The sequence below is a fragment of the Streptodolium elevatio genome, assembly GCF_040649515.1.
Lineage (GTDB): Bacteria > Actinomycetota > Actinomycetes > Streptomycetales > Streptomycetaceae > Yinghuangia > Yinghuangia elevatio.
The window spans coordinates 72,779-97,760 of the sequence record NZ_JBEZFP010000008.1 but is presented as its reverse complement, the minus strand read 5'-3'; the positions used below and the strand labels follow the sequence as shown (position 1 = coordinate 97,760).

17 protein-coding genes and 1 tRNA gene are annotated in these 24,982 nt (G+C 71.5%); 4 read left to right on the top strand and 14 right to left on the bottom strand.

The annotated features are described in order from the left end of the window. Window positions 1–35 precede the first annotated feature (35 nt). On the top strand, window positions 36–1,700 hold the full coding sequence (locus AB0C36_RS05130) for a glycoside hydrolase family 13 protein (protein ID WP_358349408.1): 1,665 nt from the start codon (window positions 36–38) through the stop codon (window positions 1,698–1,700). A 545-nt stretch (window positions 1,701–2,245) separates the two neighbouring features. Here the strand turns inward: AB0C36_RS05130 and AB0C36_RS05125 are convergent. The 9 genes from AB0C36_RS05125 to AB0C36_RS05085 all read right to left on the bottom strand — a co-directional run bounded on the left by AB0C36_RS05125 (window position 2,246) and on the right by AB0C36_RS05085 (window position 14,740). Then, the gene (locus AB0C36_RS05125; protein ID WP_358349405.1) at window positions 2,246–4,330 is read right to left on the bottom strand and encodes an MMPL family transporter; all 2,085 of its coding nucleotides are present in this window, start codon (window positions 4,328–4,330) and stop codon (window positions 2,246–2,248) included. A 464-nt stretch (window positions 4,331–4,794) separates the two neighbouring features. Next, entirely contained in the window at window positions 4,795–5,994 is a 1,200-nt protein-coding gene (locus AB0C36_RS05120) for a glycosyltransferase family 39 protein (protein ID WP_358349402.1), read from the bottom strand. A gap of 197 nt (window positions 5,995–6,191) precedes the next feature. After that, window positions 6,192–6,896, bottom strand: coding sequence for a DUF8185 domain-containing protein (locus tag AB0C36_RS05115; protein WP_358349400.1), 705 nt, complete (start codon window positions 6,894–6,896; stop codon window positions 6,192–6,194). Between the two features lie 8 nt (window positions 6,897–6,904). Continuing rightward, the gene (locus AB0C36_RS05110; protein WP_358349398.1) at window positions 6,905–7,312 is read right to left on the bottom strand and encodes an acyl-CoA thioesterase; all 408 of its coding nucleotides are present in this window, start codon (window positions 7,310–7,312) and stop codon (window positions 6,905–6,907) included. Between the two features lie 183 nt (window positions 7,313–7,495). Continuing rightward, window positions 7,496–9,160, bottom strand: a complete 1,665-nt coding sequence (ettA, locus tag AB0C36_RS05105; RefSeq protein WP_358349395.1) for an energy-dependent translational throttle protein EttA — start codon at window positions 9,158–9,160, stop codon at window positions 7,496–7,498. A gap of 277 nt (window positions 9,161–9,437) precedes the next feature. Continuing rightward, complete coding sequence (locus tag AB0C36_RS05100) at window positions 9,438–9,869, bottom strand: single-stranded DNA-binding protein (protein WP_358349392.1); 432 nt, start codon at window positions 9,867–9,869, stop codon at window positions 9,438–9,440. Window positions 9,870–10,129: 260 nt separating this feature from the next. Then, window positions 10,130–11,773, bottom strand: a complete 1,644-nt coding sequence (locus AB0C36_RS05095; RefSeq protein ID WP_358349390.1) for a GTPase — start codon at window positions 11,771–11,773, stop codon at window positions 10,130–10,132. Beyond that, window positions 11,770–13,449 carry a dynamin family protein gene (locus AB0C36_RS05090; protein ID WP_358349387.1) on the bottom strand — a complete coding sequence of 560 codons (1,680 nt, stop codon included), beginning with the start codon at window positions 13,447–13,449 and terminating at the stop codon, window positions 11,770–11,772. The genes AB0C36_RS05095 and AB0C36_RS05090 overlap by 4 nt, the downstream gene beginning before the upstream one ends. 217 nt (window positions 13,450–13,666) lie before the next feature. Then, window positions 13,667–14,740 (bottom strand): Gfo/Idh/MocA family protein, encoded by a 1,074-nt coding sequence (locus tag AB0C36_RS05085; RefSeq protein ID WP_358349384.1) that lies wholly within the window; start codon window positions 14,738–14,740, stop codon window positions 13,667–13,669. 245 nt (window positions 14,741–14,985) lie between these two features. On the opposite strand from AB0C36_RS05085, the gene AB0C36_RS05080 reads away from it, so the two are divergent. After that, a tRNA-Arg gene (locus AB0C36_RS05080) sits at window positions 14,986–15,058 on the top strand. 445 nt (window positions 15,059–15,503) lie between these two features. Beyond that, the gene (argG, locus tag AB0C36_RS05075; RefSeq protein WP_358349381.1) at window positions 15,504–16,952 is read left to right on the top strand and encodes an argininosuccinate synthase; all 1,449 of its coding nucleotides are present in this window, start codon (window positions 15,504–15,506) and stop codon (window positions 16,950–16,952) included. A 616-nt stretch (window positions 16,953–17,568) separates the two neighbouring features. Here the strand turns inward: argG and AB0C36_RS05070 are convergent. Further along, window positions 17,569–19,365, bottom strand: a complete 1,797-nt coding sequence (locus AB0C36_RS05070) for an ABC transporter ATP-binding protein (RefSeq protein ID WP_358349456.1) — start codon at window positions 19,363–19,365, stop codon at window positions 17,569–17,571. Between the two features lie 83 nt (window positions 19,366–19,448). Next, window positions 19,449–21,140: an ABC transporter ATP-binding protein gene (locus AB0C36_RS05065; protein ID WP_358349378.1), complete on the bottom strand. Its 1,692-nt coding sequence runs from the start codon at window positions 21,138–21,140 to the stop codon at window positions 19,449–19,451. 215 nt (window positions 21,141–21,355) lie between these two features. Here AB0C36_RS05065 and AB0C36_RS05060 point away from each other — a divergent pair, with 215 nt between their 5' ends. Further along, the gene (locus tag AB0C36_RS05060) at window positions 21,356–21,793 is read left to right on the top strand and encodes a CBS domain-containing protein (protein ID WP_358349375.1); all 438 of its coding nucleotides are present in this window, start codon (window positions 21,356–21,358) and stop codon (window positions 21,791–21,793) included. Between the two features lie 302 nt (window positions 21,794–22,095). On the opposite strand, the gene AB0C36_RS05055 is transcribed toward AB0C36_RS05060, so the two are convergent. The 3 genes from AB0C36_RS05055 to AB0C36_RS05045 form a co-directional block, all read right to left on the bottom strand. Further along, on the bottom strand, window positions 22,096–22,626 hold the full coding sequence (locus AB0C36_RS05055; protein WP_358349373.1) for a hypothetical protein: 531 nt from the start codon (window positions 22,624–22,626) through the stop codon (window positions 22,096–22,098). Between the two features lie 153 nt (window positions 22,627–22,779). Next, a complete protein-coding gene (locus tag AB0C36_RS05050) occupies window positions 22,780–23,469 on the bottom strand; it encodes a response regulator (RefSeq protein ID WP_358349371.1) in 690 nt (229 codons plus the stop codon). Further along, the gene (locus AB0C36_RS05045; protein ID WP_358349368.1) at window positions 23,466–24,722 is read right to left on the bottom strand and encodes a sensor histidine kinase; all 1,257 of its coding nucleotides are present in this window, start codon (window positions 24,720–24,722) and stop codon (window positions 23,466–23,468) included. Before AB0C36_RS05045 ends, AB0C36_RS05050 begins: the two co-directional genes overlap by 4 nt. Window positions 24,723–24,982: the final 260 nt, after the last annotated feature.

Below are 24,982 nucleotides of genomic sequence, written 5' to 3'. Positions count from 1 at the left end.
CGCGTTCGGGGAGTCTGCGGAGGTGGTGACCGCACGTGGATGTGACCGGGCAGCAGGACGATCGCCACGACCACCGCAGGGACGGCGCCCGTACGCCGCGCGCTCCGGCGCGTGAGCCGGCGTGGTGGCGCGACGCGGTCTTCTACCAGGTGTACCCGCGCAGCTTCGCGGACTCCGACGGCGACGGAGTGGGCGACCTGCCCGGCATCGTCGAACGGCTGCCGCATCTGCGCGATCTCGGTGTCGACGCCGTGTGGCTCAGCCCCTTCTACCCGTCGCCGATGGCCGACGCCGGCTACGACGTCGCCGATCCGCGGGGCGTGGACCCGGTGTTCGGCACTCTCGCGGACTTCGACCGGTTGGTGGAGCGCGCCCACGGGCTGGGGCTGCGCGTCGTCATCGACATCGTCCCGAACCACACGTCCCACGAACACGCCTGGTTCCGGGCCGCACTCGCGTCCCCGCCCGGCTCGTGCGAGCGCTCCCGCTACCTGTTCCGCGACGGCCGCGGGCCGGACGGCGGCGAGCCTCCCAACGACTGGACCTCGCAGTTCGGCGGTCCGGCGTGGACCCGCGTGCGCGAGGCCGACGGCAGCCCCGGCCAGTGGTACCTGCACTTGTACGCGCCCGAGCAGCCGGACCTGAACTGGCGCAATCTGGAAGTGCGTTCCGAGTACCTGTCGATCCTGCGGCACTGGCTCGACCGCGGTGTGGACGGCTTCCGCATCGATGTCGCGCACGGCCTGCTGAAGGCGGTCGGCCTGCCGGACGCCGGTGCCATCCCGCAGGGCTGGGAGGGCCGCATGCACCACCGGCTCCCCTACTGGGACCAGCCCGAGGTGCACGACGTCTACCGCGGTTGGCGGCGCGTCCTGGACGAGTACGCCGGCGAACGGATCGCGGTCGCCGAGGCGTGGGTGCCGAATCCGGACCGGCTGGCCGCGTACACCCGTCCCGACGAACTGCACCAGGCGTTCAACTTCCCCTACCTGATGGCGGGTTGGGACGCCGAACGGATCCGGCGCGTGGTCGACGCGTCGCTCGACTCCGCCCACAAGGTGGGTGCGCCGCCGACGTGGGTGCTGGCCAACCACGACGTACCGCGGGCGCCGACGCGCCTCGGTGGGCTGGACCGCGCGCTCGCGGCCCTGCTGTTCGAACTCGCGCTGCCCGGCTCGGTGTACCTGTACCAGGGCGAGGAGTTGGGGCTCGAAGAGGTCGTGGACCTGCCGGACGAGCTGCGGCAGGACCCGGTGTTCCTGCGGTCCGGCGGAGCGTTGCGGGGGCGCGACGGGTGCCGCGTACCGCTGCCGTGGTCGGACGACGGGGCGTCGCTCGGGTTCTCGCCGAGCGGGCGGTCGTGGCTGCCGCAGCCTGCCGGATGGCGGGCGCTGACCGCGGAGGCGCAGGCGAAAGATCCCGCGTCGACGCTGAGCATGTACCGGCGTGCCCTGCGTCTGCGCCGTGAACACCCGGCCCTGGGCGGCGACGGGGTGCTGACGTGGCTTCGGTCGCCGGAAGGCACGTTGGCGTTCGAGCGCAGCCCCGGGTTCGTGTGCTTCGCCAACCTGACGGACGCCCCGGTCGTGGTGCCGCCGATCGGCGCCCTGCTGGAATCCAGCGGGCCGGTCGACGGTGCTCCGGACGGAAGCCATGTCCTGCCCGCGCACACGACGTCCTGGTGGAGCGTCGGCGGCTGAGGCCGCTCTTCGGAGCTTCGGACCGTGGCCCTGGCCCGTGGCCCTTGTCTCGGTCTTGCCCCCGGCCCTCGGACCCCGGACCTGAGCGCACATGCCAAGGGCGGTCTCCTGGGGGTGAGACCGCCCTTGCCGGGATGCTCCCCACATGCCGTCCCCCCCTCGGGTCGGCACGCGGGGTCCCGCGGTCCGCCGGACTTCCACGGGGTCGTCCGGCGGGCTGGAACCAGAGTGGCGACGGCTCCGGCGGCGTCGCTACGGGACGGGGACAGCGGTTACCGGTCCAGGACACAGGAGTTGCGTGCCGCGCACGTTCGTACATGTCCGGTGACACGAAGCGGCCCGACGGGGATGGGGAGTGTATGTCACGCAAAGGGGCGCGCGATAGACCAAGATTCACATCTTGGACGATCACGCGCCCTGTGCCGCACGGCCGCTGACTCAGCGTCAGCGGCCGTGCGATTCGTGCGTTCAGTGCTGTTTGTTCAGTCGGTACGTTCCGGCCCGCGGCGTTTCGGCCGTCGGACCGGTGTTCAGACCGGTGCCGTTCAGACCAGTGCCTCGTCGCGCTCGCGGCCGGGGCCGTCGGTCCCGTCCGCGCCGCTGTGCTCGGTCGCCTCCGGGTTCTTGGCGAGCTTGCTCGGCCACCAGATCTTCTGCCCGATGTCGTGCGTCAGCGCGGTCACCAGGACCGAGCGGACGATGAACGTGTCGAGCAGGACGCCGAGCGCCACCGCGAAGCCCATCTCCACGAAGGTGACGAGCGGCATCGTGGTGAACACCGCGAACGTCGCGGCCAGCACCAGGCCGGCCGAGGTGATGACGCCGCCGGTCGCCTCCAGGCCCACGATCGCGCCCTTGCGGGTACCGCGCTTCAACGCTTCCTCGCGCACCCGGTGCATGAGGAAGATGTTGTAGTCGATGCCCAGGGCGACCAGGAACACGAAGATGAACAGCGGCATGCCGACGTCCATGCCCGCGAACCCGAACACGTGGTTGAACACCAGCGAGCTGATGCCCAGTGCCGCCGCGAACGACAGCACCACGGTGGCGATGAGGATCACCGGCGCCAGGATCGAGCGGAGCAGGACGCACAGCACGATCAGCACGGCGAGCAGGATCAGCGGAATGATGACCTTGTCGTCGTGTTCGGACGCCTTCTCCATGTCCAGCGCCATCGCGGGTCCGCCGCCGACCTTGGCGTCGGCACCCGGCAGGCCGTGCACCGCATCGCGTACGCGCTCCACCGTCTTGCGGGCGGCCTCGGTGTCCGGGCCGTCCGACGTGGTCGCGTACAGCTCGACCTTGCCGTTCTTCGGCGGCCCGGCCGGGGCGACCCCTTCGGGCGCGATGCCCTGGGTGGCCTGGATGGCGTCGATCAGCGGCTTCTGCTGGGCCTCGTTGCCGATGACGACGATCGGGTCGCCGGAGCCGAGCGCGAAGGACTTCGCCGCGATCTCCATGCCCTTGATCGACTCGGGCTTGCTGGTGAACTGGTCCTTGAACTCGACGCCGGAGGCCTTGAGGCCCATGAGGCCCATCGAGAACGCCGCGAGCACGACCGCGGTGACCACCCACACCGAGCGCGAACGCCGCTCGATGAGTGCGCCCACCCGGGTCCAGACGCTGTTCTTGTGCGACTGCTCGGTGCCGACGTGCGGAATCTTGGGCCAGAACGCCCAGCGTCCGAAGATGACCAGCAGGGCCGGCAGCAGCGTGGTCATGACCAGCAGGCCGACCGCGATACCGATGGCGCACACCGGGCCGAGGCCCTGCGTGGAGTTCATCTCGGCGGCCAGCAGGACCAGCATGCTCAGCGCCACCGTGGCGGCGCTCGCGATGATGGCGGGGCCCGCGCGGTGCAGCGCGTGTGCCATCGCCTCGTGGCGGTCCTCGTAGTTGCGCAGTTCCTCGCGGTAACGCGCGATCAGGAGCAGGGCGTAGTCCGTCCCGGCTCCGAAGATCATGATGTTGAGCACCGCGTAGCTCTGGCCGTTGACGGTGATGCCGGCCTTGGTCGCGAGATAGACGACCGCCCACGCGGCGAACATCGCGAACACCGCGGAGATGAGCGGCACGAACCACAGCACCGGCGAGCGGTACGTCAGCAGCAGGATGACGATGACGACGCCCATGGTGATCATGAGCAGTGCGCCGTCGATGCCCTCGAACGCGGCGGCCTGGTCGGCACCGATGCCGGCCGGACCCGCGGTGTACGCCTCGAGGCCCGCGGGTGCGCCCTCGTCCGCGACCTTGCGGATCTCCTTGACGGCTTCGTTGAGGTCCTCCCAACCGCCGTCCTTGATCGCGATCGGGATCTCGATCTGTGCCGTGGTGTTGTCGCCGCTGTACTGGACGTCCAGCGTCTCGCTCGCCACGCCCTCGACGTTGACGTACTGCGCCTGGTCGTCCGCGATCGCCTTGCGGTCGTCGTCGGACAGACCGCCAGGACGGTAGTAGATCTCATTGGCGTTCGCGATCGTGTCCTCGCGGAAGTCCTTCTGCTCCTCGACCACCTTGGTGGACTCGGCGCTGCCGGGCAGCCACGCGGACATCTCGTTGTCCTGCGCTCCGGAGAGCTTCCCCGCCAACGGGAAGAGCGCGAAGATGATCACGATCCAACCGACGAACACGACCCATTTGCTTCGGCGTCCGCATGGCAGTGCGGATAGCGCCTTCCAACTCTTCATCTAGCCCCCACAAACGCGATATGTCGCGAGCCTTCTCACCGGACACGATGTATCGCGTCTGCGCAAGGTGTCAAGGAAACAATCAGCCGGTTGGCGAAGTGGTCGCTTTGCATGTCGAATAGCCCGCTATTGGTCCAGACCATGACGGGATCCGGGCCGGGCACAATCGACAATCCAACAGGTCGCGGGCATGTGCGCGCCATCCGTTTTACGCGCCCTGCGATCCCGGAGGTGTGATCACCGCAACGCGCGGGAAGGGCCGCCCGTCGGGCCGCGACGTGCTCGGCCCATCTTGTCTACCCGGCGAACTCGTCCGCAGTCACCCCGTTTTCCCGCGCTCGCCACCCGCGGCCACCCGCGGCCACCCCTCAGCAACCCGGGTCCGCGGCCGCCGGTTCCGCGTGTGCCTACGGGGCGCCGCGGCCGTAGTGCAGGGGCGACCAGCCGGCGAGCCACACGAACCCGGCGGCGAACAAGGCCAGGACGACCACCAAGGTGCGTCCGCGCAGCCGGGTCGCCGCGGCGATGAACATCGGGAACGCGGTCCACACGAAGCGCGGTTTGCTGCCCTGCGCGGAGGCCGTGAAGGACAGCAGCAGGATGCCGAGCGTGAACACGGTGACCGCGGGCGGGAACTTCTCGCGCAGCAGCCAGACCACGCCGACGACCGCGAGCACGAAGAACACGGTGTGCATCAGGTTCTGGGCCGGCTCGGCGCGCACCGCGGGGTCGAGCCACAACACGCGCTTGACCGTGTTGACGCCCCAGTCGGTGTGCTGGTCCCACCCCTGGTCCTGGGTCTTGAACCAGAACCGCGCGTCGTCGTACCTGAGCGTGCCCCACAGCAGGTACGCCGCCCCGCCGATCGGCGACAGCAACGGCGCCCACAGCGCCTTCCATTCCCGGTCGCGGTGGATCGCGATCCCGGCCGCGACCGCACAGGCGGCGCACAACATGACCATGTTCGGCCGCACCGCGGTGCCGATACCCGCCAACACCCCCGCGAGCACCCACTGCTTGCGCAGCAGCGCGAGCAGGCAGAACGCCGCGAGCAGCGCGGCCAGCGACTCGGCGTACAGGAAGCCGAAGACGAACGCGCCGGGAAAGAGGCAGTACAGCAGCACCGCGCGGTCCGCGACGCGGCGGCCGCGCAGGTGGTCGGCGAGCTTCCACACGGCGTAGGCACTGGCCGCGCCCAGCACCACGGAGACGATCAGCGCGGCGAGGACGTAGCGTCCGCCCAGCGGCACCGCGACCGCCTTGACGATCATCGGCAGCAGCGGGAAGAAGGCCGTGTTGTTGGCCTTCACCGAACCGTCGGCGTCCAGCGGCAGTTGGTCCGGGTAGCCGAAGCGGGCGATGTCGAGGTAGTTCGACGCGTCCTTGAAGATGAAGTGCAGTTCCCAACCGTGGTACTTGCGGCGCTCGACCGAAGGCACGTACCGCACGTTGCGGTCGCCGAGCCACGCCCACACGCCGAGGGTGAGGATCCACGTGGAAGCGTACGCCAGCAGCGGGAACGCCCACGGTCGGGGCAGACGGTCGCTCAGCGGGCGGGGCTGCCCTCCGGTCGGCTCGGCCGTCTCTACGGTGGTGTGCGCGGTCATCCCCAACCTTCGGCGGTCACTTGGCGGTCACTGTGGCGGTCACTGTGGTGATCACGTCGGCGATCACGTGGGCAGTCACTTCGGTCGGACCGTCGTCCGGCGGTCGCGCCACGGATGCGATCACGGGACGCCACACGACAGACGAGACGATAGACGTTCCGCCGCCGACCCTTTGACGGGTCCCCGGCCGGTGCGGGTCAGCGGGGGACGAACAGACTCGGGCCGCCGGATCTGCGCACCGACACCGAGCCGTACGGCGCGTCGAGCCGCAGCCATCCCCCCACCGACAGCACGGTCGCCTCGGCGCCGGCGTCGACCGAGCCGAGGAACCCCAGCGACGCGGCCGCGTGTGCGGCACGCAGCGGGAGATGGGTGCCGGGGACTCCGCTCAGTGCCCGGCTCCACACGTCCTCGGCCATCTGGTCCAGGGCGGCGCGAGTACGCTCCTCGGCGGGCAATGCCTCGGTACGGCCGCGGAACCGCCCGACGGCTTCCGCGACTTCGCGGACCAGCCCGGCGATCGGCAGCGACGCCAACTGCACCCAGCCGGTACGCGGCGGCAGCATGGCCGTCCACGGCGGACCCGTCACCTCGGGCGGGGCCGTCACGACCGCGGTCTCCTTGGACGCTTTGCCGTGCTCGTCCTCCACGGCCGCGAGCGCGTCCAGCAGACGGCCCGCGGACACCGCCGCGTCCACGCGTACGGGATCGGCCAGTTCGGTGGTGCGGAGCGCGACCACGCCGGACGTGCCGCCGCCGAACGGGACACGGCCGAAGGTGCCGAGCACCGCACCGTCGGCCCGCAAGTGGACGACGGCGGCCCGGTCGTAGCGCAGCAGGCGTACGAGGTATCCGGCGAGGTCGGCGACGGCGGACCCGTCGACGAGGTGCAGGGCGGTCATGGTGGTGGTCAGGCCTCCAGGAAGCCTTCGAGGTAACGCCGCTCGTCCTGGTTGAGCCGGCGCGGGCGCTGATCGTCGAGCGCGTAGGGCACCAGGACGGACGTGGCACGTGCGTAGACGTGGTCGTCGTCCAGGATTTCGTACGCCAGCTGGAACTGCGCCGCCCTTATCGACATCACCCAGGTCTCGACGCGGATCGGCTCGGGCCGCCATACGAGCGGGTGGCGGTAGTCGATCTCGTGCCGGGCGATCACGACGCCCTCCGCGAGGGTCTTGGCACCCTCGCGCTGTCCGAGTGTGAACATCATGTCCACGCGCGCCTCCTCCAGGTAGCGGAGGTACTGGACGTTGTTGACGTGCCGGTAGGCGTCCATGTCGGACCACCGCAGAGTCGCCTGGTACACGTGCCTGGCCACGATTGGCCCTTTCTGTGGCGGAGCTTGTGAGAACGGTGCCGCACGGAGCGGCCCCCGTCCCGAATCCTCGCGTTGCTCGCGCGAGCACCGGGGACGGGGGCCGACTGCCCGCGTCAGCCACGGGTGGGTGGAACTCCCCCGCACACGCGGGGAGGCCGTGGACTGTCCGCGTCGGCGTCCGGGTCAGCCGCGGGTGAGCTTCTTGTACGTCGCGCGGTGCGGACGGGCCGCGTCCGCACCGAGACGCTCGACCTTGTTCTTCTCGTACGAGTCGAAGTTGCCCTCGAACCAGAACCACTTGGACTCGCCCTCGTAGGCGAGGATGTGGGTCGCCACGCGGTCGAGGAACCACCGGTCGTGGGAGACGACCACGGCGCAGCCCGGGAACTCCAGGAGCGCGTTCTCCAGCGACGACAGGGTCTCGACGTCGAGGTCGTTGGTCGGCTCGTCGAGGAGCAGCAGGTTGCCGCCCTGCTTGAGGGTGAGCGCGAGGTTGAGGCGGTTGCGCTCACCGCCGGACAGCACGCCGGCCGGCTTCTGCTGGTCCGGGCCCTTGAAGCCGAACGCCGACACGTAGGCGCGCGACGGCATTTCGACCTGTCCGACGTTGATGTAGTCGAGGCCGTCGGAGACGACCTCCCACAGCGTCTTCTTCGGGTCGATGTTGGCGCGGCCCTGGTCGACGTACGAGATCTTGACGGTGTCGCCGACCTTGATGTTGCCGTCGTCCGGCGTCTCGTCGCCGATCAGCATCTTGAACAGCGTGGTCTTGCCGGCGCCGTTCGGACCGATGATGCCGACGATGCCGTTGCGCGGCAGCGTGAACGACAGGTCGTCGATCAGCACCTTCTCGCCGAACGCCTTGTTGAGCTGGTCGACCTCGATGACCACGTTGCCCAGGCGCGGGCCCGGCGGGATCTGGATCTCCTCGAAGTCCAGCTTCCGCATCTTGTCGGCCTCGGCTGCCATCTCCTCGTAACGGGCCAGGCGCGCCTTGCTCTTGGCCTGCCGGCCCTTCGCGTTGGAGCGGACCCACTCGAGCTCTTCCTTGAGCCGCTTGGCGCGCTTGGCGTCCTTCTGGCCCTCGACCTTGAGACGGGTCTGCTTGGTCTCGAGGTACGTGGAGTAGTTGCCCTCGTACGGGAACGCGCGGCCCCGGTCGAGCTCCAGGATCCACTGCGCGACGTTGTCGAGGAAGTACCGGTCGTGGGTGACCGCGACGACGGTGCCGGCGTACTTCTCCAGGTGCTGCTCCAGCCACTGCACCGACTCGGCGTCGAGGTGGTTGGTGGGCTCGTCGAGCAGCAGCAGGTCGGGCGCCTCCAGCAGCAGCTTGCACAGCGCCACCCGGCGGCGCTCACCACCGGAGAGGTTCGTGACCGCCCAGTCGCCGGGCGGGCAGCCGAGCGCGTCCATCGCCTGTTCGAGCTGGGCGTCGATGTCCCACGCGTTGGCGTGGTCCAGCTCCTCCTGGAGCTTGCCCATCTCGTCCATCAGCGCGTCGGAGTAGTCGGTCGCCATGAGCTCGGCGATCTCGTTGAAGCGGTTGAGCTTGCCGAGCGTCTCCGCGGCGCCCTCCTGGACGTTCTCCAGGACCGTCTTCTCCTCGTTGAGCGGAGGTTCCTGGAGGAGCATGCCGACGCTGTAGCCCGGCGACAGGAACGCGTCGCCGTTGGAGGGCTGCTCGAGACCCGCCATGATCTTGAGCACGGTCGACTTGCCCGCACCGTTGGGACCCACGACGCCGATCTTCGCGCCGGGCAGGAAGGACAAGGTCACGTCGTCGAGGATCACCTTGTCCCCGTGCGCCTTGCGGGTCTTCCTCATCGTGTAAATGAACTCCGCCATGCTCCCGATCCTAGGGTCTGTCGATATCCGCTCCGGACGAGTGTCCTATGCGGCGCGGGGCGGGGGCGAACCCGACCGGACACCGACGGCCGCGGCGGAACACCACCGGAGTCCGTACCTGCCGGACAGGGGTTCCGCGATGCCGTACGGCTCGACGGCCGCTGATTCGGCCGCTGATTCATCGTGCTGCCCGGGTGGCGGACGATTCCCGCCCCCGGAACGCCTGCTCAGGCCCCCCGCCTGGGCCGCGCCGATTCGTGCCTCGCCCATGAGTGTCCTACGCCGCACGCGCCCGAGGCGAATCGGATTCGGTGCGCGCCACGGAGATGTGACCCGCGTCGCTTTCCCGGCGTGGGGCGCGCGTGAACTGCGAGGTTCCCCGTGCCAGATCGTGGCCGAGTGAATACGCCTCGACGTCCACGCTCGTGTGCCATCGCTCGTCCCGCTGCCATTCGCGGACGCAGAGTCTGCCGGCGACCACCAGCGGATCCCCTTTCTCCACCGAACTCATGGTGTGCTCGGCCAGCCGCCGCCACGCGACCACGGTGTAGTAGCTGGACTCGCGGTTGACCCACTGGTTCGCCTCGCGGTCGAACCTGCGCGGCGAAACGCCGAGCCGGAACCTGGCCATGGGGACGCCGTTGCCGGTGACCGACGTGCGTACCTCACTGACGACGTTGCCGATGAGCGTGACAAAGGTGTCGTTCACGACGGGGCCTCCGGTGGGTGCGGTTCGTCGGCTGGGTCGGGTCGGCGTCGCGTTGCCGTGCCTCAACGATCCACGACCGCCGGGTGCCGGATCGCCATCCGGCGTGAATCTGTGGACAACTTTCGGTCGCGGGGCTCGCGGTCGAACGCATCGGCGAGGGATCCGCCCGGCGGGGCGGCAGCGGGCGTTCGAATCGTGCGGCGCCATCCCCCGGGACGGTGGCCCTTCGTCCACAGATCGCGCAAGTGGCTTGCGCGGCGTCAGCGGACGTGCAATGGCTCGCGAGCGGCGACGAACAGCGCGTGCGCCTCGCGATAGCGCTCGAGTTCCCCGTTGGCGGGTTCCACGAGGTACTCGTCCACCACGTCGGCGACCCGGTCGGCGAGCTGCCGTTCGGCCGCCGCCTGCCGCTCCCGCGCGGTGTCGATACGCCACGACTGCTCGGCGTACGTCGCGCACACCGCCGACACGATGCCGACGAGCAGCGGCAGGAGCGCCGCGTACCAGCCGTTCCAGGGGCCCACCGGCTCTACGCCGGCCAGGGCCAGGGCGATACCGGCAATCCCGAGGCACGCCAGTGCCACGCCCACCCAGCGGACCACGGCGGCCACACGCACCTTGGCGGGCAAGCCGGTCAGACCTGGCAGTCCCGGCACTCCAGGTGGTCCAGACGCGTCCGACGCCGTCGACAGTTCGGCCTCCAACGCGGCCGGCACACGCTGCGCGCCGCGGCCGAGCGCACGGCGTACCTGCGCCGCCCACGGCTCCGGAAGACCGCGCGTCAGCTGGGCGGCGGCCCCGCGTACGGCCAAGTCCACCCGGTGCGTCTGCACCGGCACCCGTCGTCGAGGCCCACCGGCGCCCGTCCGGACCGCCCGGCCCGCCGTGCTCGCCGACGCGGCGACAGGCGAGGCGGCGGACACGGCCGCGACCGCGCCGAGGCCCGCCGCCGTGCCCAGGCCCTTGAGCAGTTCCGCGCGTACCTGTCCGGATACGGGTTCGGCGCCCGGCACCACGCCGGTGAACTCGGGGTCGATCTCTTCGGTGATGTGGTCGAGATCCGCCGCCAGACGCAGGATTGCGGCGCGGCGGCCCGCGGCGACGGCCGTGACGATGTCGCGCAGTTCGCGCACCCCTTCGCCGGTGACCGCCGATGTCGCGACGAGCCGTACGTCCGGCAGCCCGTCGGCGGCCAGTAGGCGCCGCAGGTCGGCAAGGCAGTCGTCGGCGCCGCCTTCGGGCAGCCGGTCGACCTGGTTCAGCACGACGGTCATCACGTCGCCGTGCCGGGCCAACGCGCGCAAGTAGCGTTCGTGGACGGCGGCGTCCGCGTACTTCTGCGGATCGAGCACCCAGATCAGATGGTCGGCCGCGGCGACGAACCGGTCGACCTCGTCGCGGTGCCCGGTCTCCACGGAGTCGTGGTCGGGCAGGTCGACGACGACGAGGCGGGACAACACCGGGTCTTGCAGCGGGCCCGTGTCGTCGAGTGCGCCGTGTCGCGGAATCTGTCGGGAGTGCGGCAGGCCCAACAAGTCGAGCAGCGGCCGGGCGCTCTCGGGGTCCCACGCACAGGCCAGCGCGGTGTCCGTCGTCGGTCGGCGCGCCCCGGTCCGCGACAGATCGAGGCCGATCAGCGCGTTGAACAACGAGGACTTGCCGGACCCGGTGCCGCCCGCGAGTGCGACGACGGCGTGTTGCGGTGCGGTACGCAGCCGCGCGTCCGCACGGTCGAGCAACGCGCGTACTTCGGCGAGGTGTTCCGCGGCCATGCGGCCTTCCGCCGCGACGGTCATCCGGTCGAGTGCGGACAGCCGTGCGAGCACGCGCGAAGGCTCCTCCGCGGTCCCGTAGTCATGACCGGCGTACGGCCCGGAGCCGAAGCGTTCGGCCGCCCCGCTCATCCGGCCCTCCTCATCGCGTCCGTCGCCGCGCCCAGCCGGTCGCCGGGCACGGTGCGCAGTGCCCGGACAGTGCGCATGTGCACATCCCGCTGGGCGTCGAGCAGCTGCGCGGCCCGACCGCGCACCGACGCGCGCAAAGGCTCCATCTCGGCGGCGAGAGCTGCCGAAAGAGCCGCACGCGCCTGCGTGGCCGCCTCACTCCCGCCTGAGGCGTCGGAGTCAGTCGTGTCGCCGGCAGAGTGGCCACCGGCGCCCGTGTCCGTGTCCGCGTCATAGCCGAGCGCCGCGGTCATCAGAAGTACGCCTGCCCGCGCCCGTCCTGACGCCCCATCAGGTAGGCCGGCGGCCACTCGCGCCACCGCCTCCGCGCGCCACTCGGCCGCCGCACGGGCCGCCGCCGCGCGCGGGTCTGCCGTCGTGTCGATCTCGGCCCCAGCCTCGGACCCAGCAGCCCCAACGTCCCCCGACCCCGTCGCGCCGCCGGGGGTCCGGTCGTCGACCAGGGCGAGGCCGCCCGGTCTGCCGCGCCAGCACGTCGACGTGAGCCCGGCGGCGCGCTCGGCGACGTCGCGGAACAGGCTCTCGACGCCTTCCACCAGCGCCGCTTCCAGTTCCGGCACGCCGGATTCGGGCAGGCCCGCCGACACCCAGGCCCGCCAGTGCGCGAGCACGTCGCCGGTGAGGACCGAGCCGCCGCGCAGCGCTCCGTCGACATACCGGCGCGCGGCGGCGTACGCGCGGTCCACGCACACCGCGAGCGCACCGGCCGCCTCGTGCTGCCGCCCCGCGGCCCGGCCCAGTGCATCGGCACGGTCGGGAAGGCTGCCCAGAACGCCGCCGAGTGTCCGACGTACGGCCGTCTCGCGCGTATCGGCATGCATCGCCCGGTCGTACAGCCAGGCACGGACGGGTGCGATCTGATCCCGCGTCAGCATGCGGCCGACGAGAGTCGTCTCCGGAAGTGCGAACAGCGGTACGCCGCCGAGTCCCGCGCCGCCGAGCAGCGCCTCGAAGTGCGGGCGGATCTCGCCGAGGTCGCCATCCGGCACCCGGTTGAGCACCACCGCGATCTCGGCGGTGCGCTCCCGCGCGACCTGCAGCAACCGCCACGGCACGGCGTCCGCGTAGCGCGCCGCCGTCGTGACGAACAGCCAGATGTCCGCGGCACCCAGCAGGCGTACCGCGAGCGCACGGTTGGCGCCGTCGACCGAGTCGATGTCGGGGATGTCGAGGACCGCCAGCCCCTGCGGCACGCGGTCGTCGACCCGGAGCACCAGGGCCGGCCCCTCACCGGCCGCCCGTGTCGGACGGGCGGCGCGGCGCAGACCGGGGAGCACACGCGTGCCGGAGAACCAGCGGCGGTCGGCCGCGCGGCACACGAGGACCGGTACGCGCGTGGTCGGGCGCAGGACGCCCACCGGACTGACCTCGCGACCCACCAGCGAGTTCACCAGGGTCGAGCGGCCTGCCCCCGTCGATCCCCCGACGACCGCGAGCAGCGGCGCCTCGGGGTGTCGTAGGCGCGGCAGGACGTAGTCGTCGAGCTGGGAGACCAGTTCGGTGCGCGTACGCCGGGCCTCACCGGCACCCGGCAGGTCAAGCGGCAGAGGCAGGTCGGCGGCCTCGTCCCGCAGCCGGGCCGCCGCCGCGGACAGTCCTGCGCTCGCGCGGCTCACCACGTCATCACCACGTCATCACCACGACTGCACAATCCCCAGTTATCGGGGAAAATCACCCAGCCGTTTCGGTGACGCGCTGTGCACGCATGCCACCGGCCTCACGCGCGCCTGTCCCGGGCCGCCGCAACAACCGCCCTGACCGCACCCACGCTCCACGCCCACGCCCACGCTCACGCCCACGCAGCATCTCGCGGCGCGTCCTGCGCGTGGCGGGTCACGCGGGGGGCAGCGACACGACCACACCCTCACGCGACGACTGCCGTGCGGCCTCGATGACCTCCAGAACGGCGATCGACTCGGCCAGCGGTACCGGAGAGGGCGCACCCTCGCGCAGCGTCGCCGCGACCCCCCGGTAGAAGTCCTGGTAGGCGCCGGGCATCGTGCGCAACGGGCGGGCGTCGTCCGGCGTGCCGACCTTCCCCCACGCCTCGGCCGGCTCCTCACCCCAGTCCGGCGCGTCGGGCGTGGTGCCGGCGCGCAGGGCGGCCTCCTGGACGTCCATGCCGTACTTCACGTACGCCGCCTTGCTGCCCAGCACCCGAAACCGCGGGCCGATGTCGGCGGCGGTTGCGCTCATCCACAAATGCGAGCGCACACCGCCCGCGTGAGTCAGCGCCACGAAGGAGTCGTCGTCGACGGCGACGCCCGGACGGCTCAGGTCGAGTTCGGCGTACACACGCTCGGGGCGTCCGAACAACGCGACGGCCTGGTCGACGAGGTGGCTGCCGAGGTCGAACAGGATGCCGCCGAGCGCGGCCGGATCGGCGTCCTCCTTCCAGCCGCCCAGCGCGGGCTGCGGCCGCCACCGCTCAAATCGTGATTCGAAGCGCAGGACGTCGCCGAGTTCACCGTCGGCCACCAAGCGGCGCACCGTACGGAAGTCACCGTCCCAACGCCGGTTCTGAAACACGCACAGAGTCCGCCCGCGCGCCTCGGCCAGTGCGGCCAACTCCCGTCCCGCGGCGGCACTTCCGGCGAACGGCTTGTCCACCACCACGTGGAGGCCGGCCTCCAGCGCCTCGCGCGCGAAGGGGGCGTGGAACCGGTTCGGCACCGTCACCACGGCGAGGTCGAACTCGTCGGAGCGGTCGAACAGCTCGGTGGCCGCGGCGACGATCTCGACGCCGTCGCCGTACCGCTCGCGCACCGCCGAGGCCCGCTCCGGGTTGCCGGTGACGACGGCGGCCAACTCGAAGTCCGGCAGAGCCTCCAGGAACGGCGCGTGAAACGCGGCGCCGCCCAGCCCGTACCCGATGAGCGCCGCGCGCAGCGGCCTGGTGCCGTTCATTTGTGTACGTCCTCGCAGGTGGTTGGCCATGACCGGGCGGAGCCGGTCCATCCGGAACCGGCCGTCGCACCTCCCACGACCGACCGTGTCCGTTTTGCCAGGAACCGGAACCCGCCTGATCACATTCTGGCCGCCAACTGCGTCTGATCAGGTAACGGTCGCGGCGGCGTGGGCAGTACCAACGGCAAGCGGCTCTATTGTGTTGTGCCGCGGCCGGATCCCGTGCATGATCCTCAATCGCCCCAGCCCCCGTAGCTCAGCGGACAGAGCAGGCGCCTTCTAAGCGCTTGGTCGCAGGTTCGATTCCTGCCGGGGGCACATCAGGTACACAAGGCCAGGGTTCTCCCTGGTCAGCATAGATCTACGGAGCGTAAAGGCCCGGTAAGCGCCGCGCTCGGGGGACTTCGGGGAAGGCATCGACCAAGCGCTCCGGCGCTTCTGCTCTTTCCGGAAAACACGCCGCTTGTTCGCACTACCGGGCGAACTCATCGGGACTCTCACCGGTTTCGCAAACAGCGTCGAATACCGCCGCACTGACCGTCCCAATCCGCCTCTGGCGGACGTACGGACGGGCGCTTGCGCGAGCGCGGCGCAGCTGTGCGTCCGGCAACCGCGTACGCCGCGGACACGCCCGGCCTTTTCACCCTCTCGGGTACAAATGACGTCGCGCCTGATCGGGCCGCCCGATCAGGCGGCCCGACCCGAATACGCGGCCCCAACCTGCGGCCTTGCATATTCATACGGGCTGGTGCATAGTCTTGCCATGTCCAAGGTCCTCACCTCCCTTCCCACCGGAGAGCGCGTAGGCATCGCCTTCTCGGGCGGGCTCGACACCTCGGTCGCCGTCGCCTGGATGCGCGCCAAGGGCGCCATCCCCTGCACGTACACCGCCGACATCGGGCAGTACGACGAGCCCGACATCACGTCCGTGCCCGGCCGCGCCTCCACCTACGGCGCCGAGATCGCGCGACTCGTCGACTGCCGTGCCGCGCTGGTCGAGGAGGGCCTCGCCGCGCTCGCGTGCGGCGCGTTCCACATCAGGTCCGGCGGGCGTCCCTACTTCAACACCACTCCGCTGGGCCGTGCCGTGACCGGCACGCTGCTGGTGCGGGCGATGCTCGAGGACCGGGTGCAGATCTGGGGCGACGGCTCCACCTTCAAGGGCAACGACATCGAGCGGTTCTACCGCTACGGGCTGCTCGCCAACCCGCACCTGCGCATCTACAAGCCTTGGCTGGACGCGGACTTCGTGACGGAGCTCGGCGGCCGCAAGGAGATGTCCGAGTGGCTGCTCGAGCACGGGCTGCCCTACCGGGACTCCACCGAGAAGGCCTACTCGACCGACGCCAACATCTGGGGTGCCACGCACGAGGCGAAGATCCTCGAGCACCTCGACACCGGCATCGAGACGGTCGAGCCGATCATGGGCGTGCGGTTCTGGGACCCGTCGGTATCGATCGCCGCGGAGGACGTGACCGTCGGCTTCGTCCAAGGCCGTCCGGTCAGCATCAACGGCAAGGAGTTCGCCTCCGCGGTCGACCTAGTCATGGAGGCCAACGCGATCGGCGGCCGGCACGGCCTCGGCATGTCCGACCAGATCGAGAACCGGGTGATCGAGGCCAAGAGCCGCGGCATCTACGAGGCGCCGGGCATGGCGCTGCTGCACATCGTCTACGAGCGCCTGCTCAACGCGACCCACAACGAGGACACGGTCGCCGCGTACCACAACGAGGGCCGCCGGCTGGGCCGCCTGCTGTACGAGGGCCGGTGGCTGGACCCGCAGGCGCTCATGGTGCGGGAGTCCCTGCAGCGGTGGGTCGGCACGGCGATCACCGGCGAGGTGACCGTCCGGCTGCGGCGCGGCGAGGACTACTCGGTGCTCGACACCCGGGGCCCCGCGCTCAGCTACCACCCGGACAAACTCTCCATGGAGCGGACCGAGGATTCGGCGTTCGGCCCGGTGGACCGTATCGGCCAGCTCACCATGCGGAACCTGGACATCGCCGACTCCCGCGCGCGGCTCGAGCAGTACGCGGGCCTGGGCCTGGTCGGCACCGACCACCCGACGCCGATCGGCGCGGCACAGGCCGCCTCGACCGGCCTGATCGGCGCCATGGACAAGGGGGACGCCCAGGCGATCGCGTCCCGCGGCGAGGTCTCGGACGAAGAGGCGCTGCTCGACCGCGCCGCAATGGAGTCCGGCACCGACTGAGGCCGACGCCACAACGACCGCCAACCGCGCGACATACCGCACACCGCAACGACGATGGGCCCGCCGGAGCACCACCCGGCGGGCCCATCACCACATATGTCACCGACCCGCCCAACCACACGAGCCACCTGCGGGCACACCCGAACGGTCGCGGAGCTTGTCCGACAGCACACCTGCAACGGCCGTTCCTATGGGGGTAATTGGTGTGCCTCAGGACAGTTGATGGCGGGGGGACGGTAGAGGGCCCGAGGGCCGGGGAGTTTCCGCGTCGGCTACGGAGTGTCTTCACATTCCCGCCGAAAGCCCGCGGGCAGTGGTGCTTGCACGCCGGGCCTTGCGGCAAAGTCCGTAGCCCGGCGACCCGGGAGTGCGAAGGAGGGCCGCCGGGCCCGGCGCACGCCCGCAACGTGCCACGGTTCGAGAGGGCCCGGCGGGAATTCGAAGACACGACCCAGGGGTCATGGGCTGAGCGCATTCACGGTCGGAAACCGTCACGACGCGTGGTGACGGTCGATCGGGATCACCGGCGGCGCACGGCTGACCAGGTGGGTCGTCACCTGGCAACGCAGGCCGAAAACCTCGTCGACCGCGCCACCTTCGACGGCGCTTTGTGCGGCTAGCCGGTCGCCTTGCGGGTACCGGACCAGGCCTGCCAGAGGGCGGCGTACTGGCCGTCGGCGGCCCGTAGTTCGTCGTGTGTGCCGACCTCGACCACACGGCCCGCGTCCAGGACCACGATGCGGTCGGCGGATGCCGCCTGCGTCAGCCGGTGCGCCACGACCAGGGCGGTACGCCCCTCCAGCGCGCGCGAAGCCGCCGCTTCCAGGGCCCGCGCGCCGCTGCTGCCCGCCTCCGCCGTCGCCTCGTCGAGGATGGCGACCGGCGGATCGGCGAGGACGAGTCGGGCGAGCGCCAGTTGCTGCGCCTGAGCACCCGTCAGAGCGTGGCCCCCGGTTCCCACGACCGTGTCCAGGCCGTCCGGCAACGCCTCGGCCCACGACAGCGCACCCACCCGCTCCAGCGCCGCCCGGAGTTCGCCGTCGGCCGCCTCGGGCCGGGCCAGCCGCAGGTCGTCGGCGAGCGGCCCGGAGAAGACGTGGACCTCCTGCGTGACCAGCGCGACGGTACGCCGCGTCAGTTCCGGCCCCAGGTCGGCCAGCGCGGCGCCGCCCACCGACACCGTCCCGCCGGACGGCACGTGCACGCCCGCGATCAGCTTCGCCAGCGTCGTCTTCCCGGCGCCGCTCGCGCCCACGACCGCGACGTGCTCGCCGGGCGCCAGGACCAGGTCCACGCCGGCCAGCACCTCGGGCCCGCCCGCGCCGTACGCGTGCCGCAGCCCGCGCACCTCCACCGACGCACCGGACGCCTCGGCGCGGTGCCCCTCGTCGGGCGCCGGCTGGTCGGCCACGCCGACGAGCCGGGACAGTCCGGCCATCGCCGACTGCGCGTCGTCGAGGAGCACGAGCGCGTTGTTCATCGGTCCGAACAGCGCGTGGAAGTACAGGGCCGCGGCGGTGGCCGTGCCGATGGACGCCGACCCGTCCCGCACCAGCAGGAATCCCGCCCCCAACACGGCGGTGAGGCCCACGAATTCGGCGATGTGCAGGCGGCAGTAGAAGCGCAGCACCAGGCGTACGCCGCGCAGCGTGAGGTCCATCGCCTCCGCCGAGCGCCGCTCCGCACGGGCGCGGTGCTCGGTGCCGAGGCGGAACGCACGTACGGTGGCGGCTCCCCCGATGCTGTCCAGCAACTGCTGCTGCCGGGCGCCCGCGGCGACCCGGCCCGCGGCGTACAGCGGGACGGCGCGGCCGACGTACCAGCGGGCGGTGTGCAGTTGCACCGGGACCGCGAGCAGCGCGGCCAGCAGGAAGCGCCAGTCGAGAAGGGCCAGCGCACCCAGCGTCAGCACGATCGTCAGGACCGACCGCACCAGCACGGGCAGCGCACGCCGCACGGCCTCGGCGACCAGCGACACATCGGCCGTGACCCGTGACGTCAGGTCCCCGGAACCGGCCTTCTCCACCTGCTCCAACGGCAGCCCGAGTGCCCGTTCGACGACGCGCTCACGCAGGGTCGCAAGCACCGTCTCGCCGAGGCGCGCGACCAGCGAGAAGCCGTACGCCACCGCCGCCCCCTGGGCGACCGCGACCAGCACCAGCCCCACGACCGGCCAGGTCAGGGCATCGGCGGACTTCCCGTCCGCGACGAGGTCGACGATGTGCCCGAGCAGCGGAGCCGTCATCAGCTCGATGACGGTGGCCGCGACCATGACCACCAGGGCGGACCACGCGAGCACGCGGTGCGGGCGTACGAGCCCGCCGATCACCGCCCGGGTGCGCGCGGGGGCCGCGGTGGGCAGCAACTCGCGTTCGGAGTCCGACTGTTCGCCGGACTGCCGAGGCCCTGATATTCGGGTGTCGAGGACGTCTCCCGGCGTGTCCGGGCCGGGCTCGTTGCCCGGGTCGTGCGCGCGTTCCTGTCCCACGCCGGTCGTCACGCCAGCACCGCCGTCCGGTAGTCCTCGTGCCGCAGTACCAGGTCGGCGTGCGGTGCCGTGTCGACGACGCGTCCCTCGGCGAGGAACACGACGCGGTCCGCGACCGCGAGCAGCGCCGGGCTCGTGGTCACCACGATGGTGGTGGCGGAGCGCCGCAGGTCCCGTACGCCGGTGGCGATCCGCGCCTCGGTCACCGCGTCCACCGCCGTCGTCGGATCGTGCAGCACCAGCACGGCCGGATCGGCCGCCAGCGCACGGGCCAGGGCGACGCGTTGGCGCTGCCCGCCGGACAACGAACTGCCGCCTTCGGCAAGGACCGTCGCGGTGCCCTTCGGCAGGGCGTCGGCGACGTCGTCGGCACCGGAGGCGGCAAGTGCGCGCTCGACGCCGACGCCGTCCGCGCCCACCGCGGCGACGTTCCATTCGAGCGAGCCCTCGAACAGCTCGGCGTCGTGCGCCGCCACCAGGACGGCGGACCGCAGTCCGTCGGGCGCCAGCAGCGGCAGCGCCACGCCGTCCAGTTCGACCGTGCCGGCGTCCGGGTCGGCGTCGCGGGCCAGGCAGCGCAGCAGCGCCGCGGCCTCCGCGGGATCGACCGCGACGACCGCGACGAACTCGCCGGGCGCGGCCTCGAACCCGACGGCGTGCAGCGGACCGTGCGCGAGGTCCCGTACGACGAGGCGTCCGCCCGCCGGCTCGGTCGGCCGTACGTCGCCGGGCGGCACCGAAGGCGGCGCGCCCAGCACCTCGGCGATGCGCGCCGCCGACGCCCGTGCCTGGGCGAACTCGGCGTTGATGTAGGAGAACATCGACAGCGGGCCGAGCAGGAACTGTGCGAGGCCCACCGCGGCGACGAGTTCGCCCAGGCTGATGCGGCCGTCGGCGGCCAGCCGCCCGCCGACCAGCGCCACCAAAGCGATGAACACCCCCGCCAGCGCGAGAACGACGCCGCCCTGCCACGCCTGCGCCCGGGCGGCCCGAAGCGTCGCGGTCAACGAGTCGCGGCTCGTGGTCCGGTAGCGCGCGACCGCGGCGGACTCGCCGCCGATGCCCTTGAGCACCCGCAGTCCCGCGACCAGGTCCGCCGCGACCCCCGAAGCGTGCGCGGCCCGCTCCTGCTCCGCCGAACTCCGGCGCTCCAACGGCTTGCCCACCATGTGCCCGAGCCACAGCAGCGGCGGCGCGCCGAGCAGCACCATCAGTCCCAGCGGCAGCGAGATGCGCAGCAGCGCGACCGCGCCCACCGCGAGACCGGTGAGGCCGCCGATGCCGAGCACCACGCCCATGTTGACGCCGCCGACGCGCTTGGCGTCCTCGGTCGCGACGTTGACGAGAGCGCCGGGCAGCCGTCCGCGGTCGGCGCCGCCGACGGGGTCGAGGACCCGGTCGACGATGCGCAGCCGCAGGTCGTGGGCGGCGATCTCGGCCGCCTGCTCCCCGGCGCGTGCGCCGAAGCGGAAGCCGAACGACAAGACGAGGTACACGACGGCGAGCACCGCGATCCACACCGCGAACGCGCCCGCGTCGTCGTGGGCCACCGCGCGGTCGATGACGACACCGATGAGGACCGGCACCGCAGCCTCGCCCGCCTGGTGCCCGGCACCGAGGACGGAGGCCAGGGCCACCCGTCGCGACTGCCCGCGTACCGTCTGCCGCAGCACCGTGCGCCCTGTCAGCGCGTCACCCATCGCCACCCCGCCCGCCCGTCACCGCATCCTCCGGAATACGCCCGGCTCCGGGCATCGTGAACGAAGGTGAGGCTAGCCTAAGCGCGCGTCAGCGGACAGACCTGATCACATCCGGTCCTCAGTGCTCACCGCCGCACCGGCGCCAAGTGGCGGGGCTTCCGGGGGTCTGTTGTGATCGAAGCGTCCGACCGTTTGACGAAAGGACAGGCCCTGCCATGGACACGACCATGATGAAGGCCCGTGACGTGATGCACTCCGGCGCCAAGTGCGTCCCCGAGGACGCGTCGCTCATGGAAGCCGCGAAGATGATGAAGGACATGGACGTCGGCTGCGTACCGATCTGCGGCACCGACGACCGGCTCAAGGGCATGGTGACCGACCGCGACATCGTGCTGCACTGTTGTGCCGAGGGACGCGACCCCGCCACCGTCCGGGCCGGCGAACTCGCCGGGAACCTGCACTGGTGCGACGCCGACACCACGCTCGACGACGTGCTGGACATGATGGAGACGCACCAGATCCGGCGCCTGCCGGTGATCGACACGCAGAACGGCCACCGGCTCATCGGCATGATCAGCGAAGCCGACCTCGCCCGGAACGTCACCGACCATCAGATCGCCGAGTTCGTCGAGAAGGTGTACGCCGTCTCCTGACACCCGCCGGTCCCCCGGTTCGGACCGCCGCCCGGGCACCGGCCGCCGCTCCGAGGACGCGGCCTCCCCAGACGGTCGCCAGCATCAACGCGACCGTGCCCACCACCAGCAGCACCGGCGACACCGAGTCCAAGGCCGCGGGAACCCGCCCGTCCGGCACCCGCCCGAAGGCCCCCGGCCAGGTGCGGCCGACCAGCACGGCGGCGATCCCGCCCCCGGCCAGAGCAGAGACCGCCCGCCCCGGCACCGCGCCCCGCGCGGCCGCCGGGGCGGGCGTCCGCTCGGTCACCGCGGTCCGCCGGTCACAGGAACACCGGTTCGTTCTCCGCCCGTTCGCGGATCGCCCGGAGCCAAACCCGCCGGATCAGCCCGCTCGGCGGCCGGATCACCGCCCAGTACGCCCGGAAGACCCGCCTCGAACGCTCGTCGGTCGCCCACACGCGCGTCTCCGTCGTGACCGTCGACCCGCGCCGCAGGAAGTTGAAGACGATCTTGAGGTGGCCCGGCTCGTCGAACGCCCGCATCGCGTCGGCCGGCAGTTCGCCCGCGATCGGCACGCGCCGTCCCGTCCGCGTCGACAAGAAGCCGATCACCAGCTCGTTGTCCGAGCGGTCCAGGACGGTGAAGCCGTCCTTCGTCATCGACGACAGGATGCGCGGATCCGCCGTCGCGTCGCGGCCGACGAAGCGCAGCGCCATCAGCCTTCGGAAGACCGGGACCTCACGCCACGTCAGCTCCTCGATGGCCCGGAAGACCGTGTCCGCGTAGGCGTCGATCTCGATGGTGTGGCGTTCGCGGAAGTGCCATTCGGGGAGAACGTCGTCCAGGCGCATGGCGGGCGTACCCTTCTTGCGGCGGAGGATCGCCCGATCGGTGCGATCGCGTACGGCGATCATCGCGCCCGCACGCGCGCGTCGCGTCGCCCGGCGGAACGGTCGTGGGCTGCCCCGCGCGCTGTAGCCGGCACCTGCGCTACCCCCGGGGGACTACCCCTCCGGGACTATGCGCTTCGGCCGCACGAGGCCCGACTCGTAGGCCGCCACCACCAATTGCGCCCGATCGCGCAGGCCGAGCTTCGCGAGCACGCGGCTGATGTGGGTCTTGACGGTGTTGGGGCTCATCGCCAGCCGCAGGGCGATCTCGTCGTTCGTGAGCCCGGCCGCGACCTCGCACAGCACCTCGCGTTCACGCTCGGTCAGCGCGTCGAGCAGGGTCTCCCCCGCGGCGGCGTCCCGCGGAGTGCGGATCAGCGAGCGCGTGAACATGTCGATGACCTGCCGTGTGATGCCCGGCGACAACAGCGCGTCGCCGCGCGCGACGACCCGGATGGCCTGCACCAGTTCCTCGGCCTCGGCGTCCTTGACCAGGAACCCGCTCGCCCCCGCGCGCAACGCGGCGTACACGTTGGCGTCCTCGGCGTACGTCGTCAGGATCACCACCCGTACACCGGCCAACTCCGGATCCCCGGCGATGCGCCGCGTCGCGGTCAGGCCGTCGACGTCCGGCATCCGGATGTCCATGAGCATGACGTCGGGCCGCTGTTCGCGGGCCAGTGCCACCGCCGCACCGCCGTCGGCCGCCTCGCCGACGACCTCGAAGTCCGGCTCGGTGCCGAGGAGCGCGCGGAAACCCGTGCGCACCAGCGCCTGGTCGTCGGCCAGCCCGATCCGGATCATCCCGCCTCCCCTCGTCGCACGGCCAGCGGCAGGCGCGCCGCGACCCGGAACCCGCCGCACGGTCCGCCCTCCCCCGAGGTGACCGCCCCGGCGACGAGCGTGCCGCCGACCGACTCGGCGCGCTCGCGCATCCCGGGAAGCCCGTGCCCGCTGCCCTGACCCTCGGTCAGACCGCGGCCGTCGTCGACGACTTCCAGGACCAGTTCGCTGTCACCGTACGCCACCCGCACCCGGGCGGACGCGCCGTGTCCGGCGTGCCGCAGCACGTTCGTGAGCGACTCCTGCACGATGCGGTACGCCGCGTGCCCCGTCTCCGCGGGCAGCGCCACCGCCGCCCCGGAGCGCTCCAACTCGACCGGCACACCGGCGTTGCGCACCGCCTCCAGCAGCGTGCCCAGGCGCTCCAGGCCGTCGTTGTCCGGCAGTCCGGTCTCGCGCAACATGCCGACCGTGGAACGGAGTTCGCGCAACGCCTCGCGGCTGGCGGTTCGGATGGCGATCAACGAGTCGCGTACCTCCGGGTCGGGATCGCCCAACAACCGCAGCGTCGCGGCCGACTGCACCGCGATGCCGGCCATGCTGTGCGCGACCACGTCGTGCAGCTCGCGTGCGATCCGCAGCCGCTCCTCGGCGACGCGCTTCTCCGCGTCGCGGACCGCCTGCGCGAGACGGGCCTCCGCCGCCTCCCGGCGCACCCGGACGACCTCGCCGACGAGCACCGGCCCGCCGAACGTCGCGAGGACCACGGCGTAGAAGAGCGTCACCGAGCCCATGAACGTCGCGGCACTGTCCAGCGTGCGGGCCATTCTCGGCACCCAGAGGCTGCACATGGCGACGATGAACATCAGCGCGGCGACCGCGGTCCTGCGCCGCCGCCCGGCGGCCGCCGTGGCGTACAGGCACAACATCACCGGCAGCACGATGGGCCCGACGGGATAGCCGCGCATCATGAACGCGGCAAGCACGCCGCTCTCCGCGACGAGCGTCCAGCGCGGCCACCGGGACCGCGCCACCAGCAGCAACGACGCGGCCACCAGCAGCACCCACGCCAGCCAGTCGACATCCTTGCCCTCGAGACGGCTCGGCTCCCCGCCGCCGGTGTCGAGCACATAGACCGGCACCGAGACGATGAAAACCCCGATGACCTGCACCGGCAGCATCGCGAGCGCCAACGCGACATCGACCGCGGGCAGCCCGAACACCCGCCCCGGAAAACGCTCCGGCAGCCCCGCCAACCCACGTATCGGACGCACGGCCCCACCCTACGGACGCCGAAACCCCCACAAACCCCCGGCCGCCACCGCGTCCGAAGACCGCGAGGTGAGAAAAGGCCCTCGGCCGGGGCCGGCGGTCGGCGCGCAAGGGAGTGAGGAAGAATCACGCACCGGGTCGACGCGTTGGCCGGTCACCGCGCCACTCGGGCAACCAAAGGACCGTCGCACCGGCCGGATGTCGACACCGGTCCGCGGGCGAGTCGGTCGGGGGTGAGTTGGCCGATCGTGGACGGCCGGGT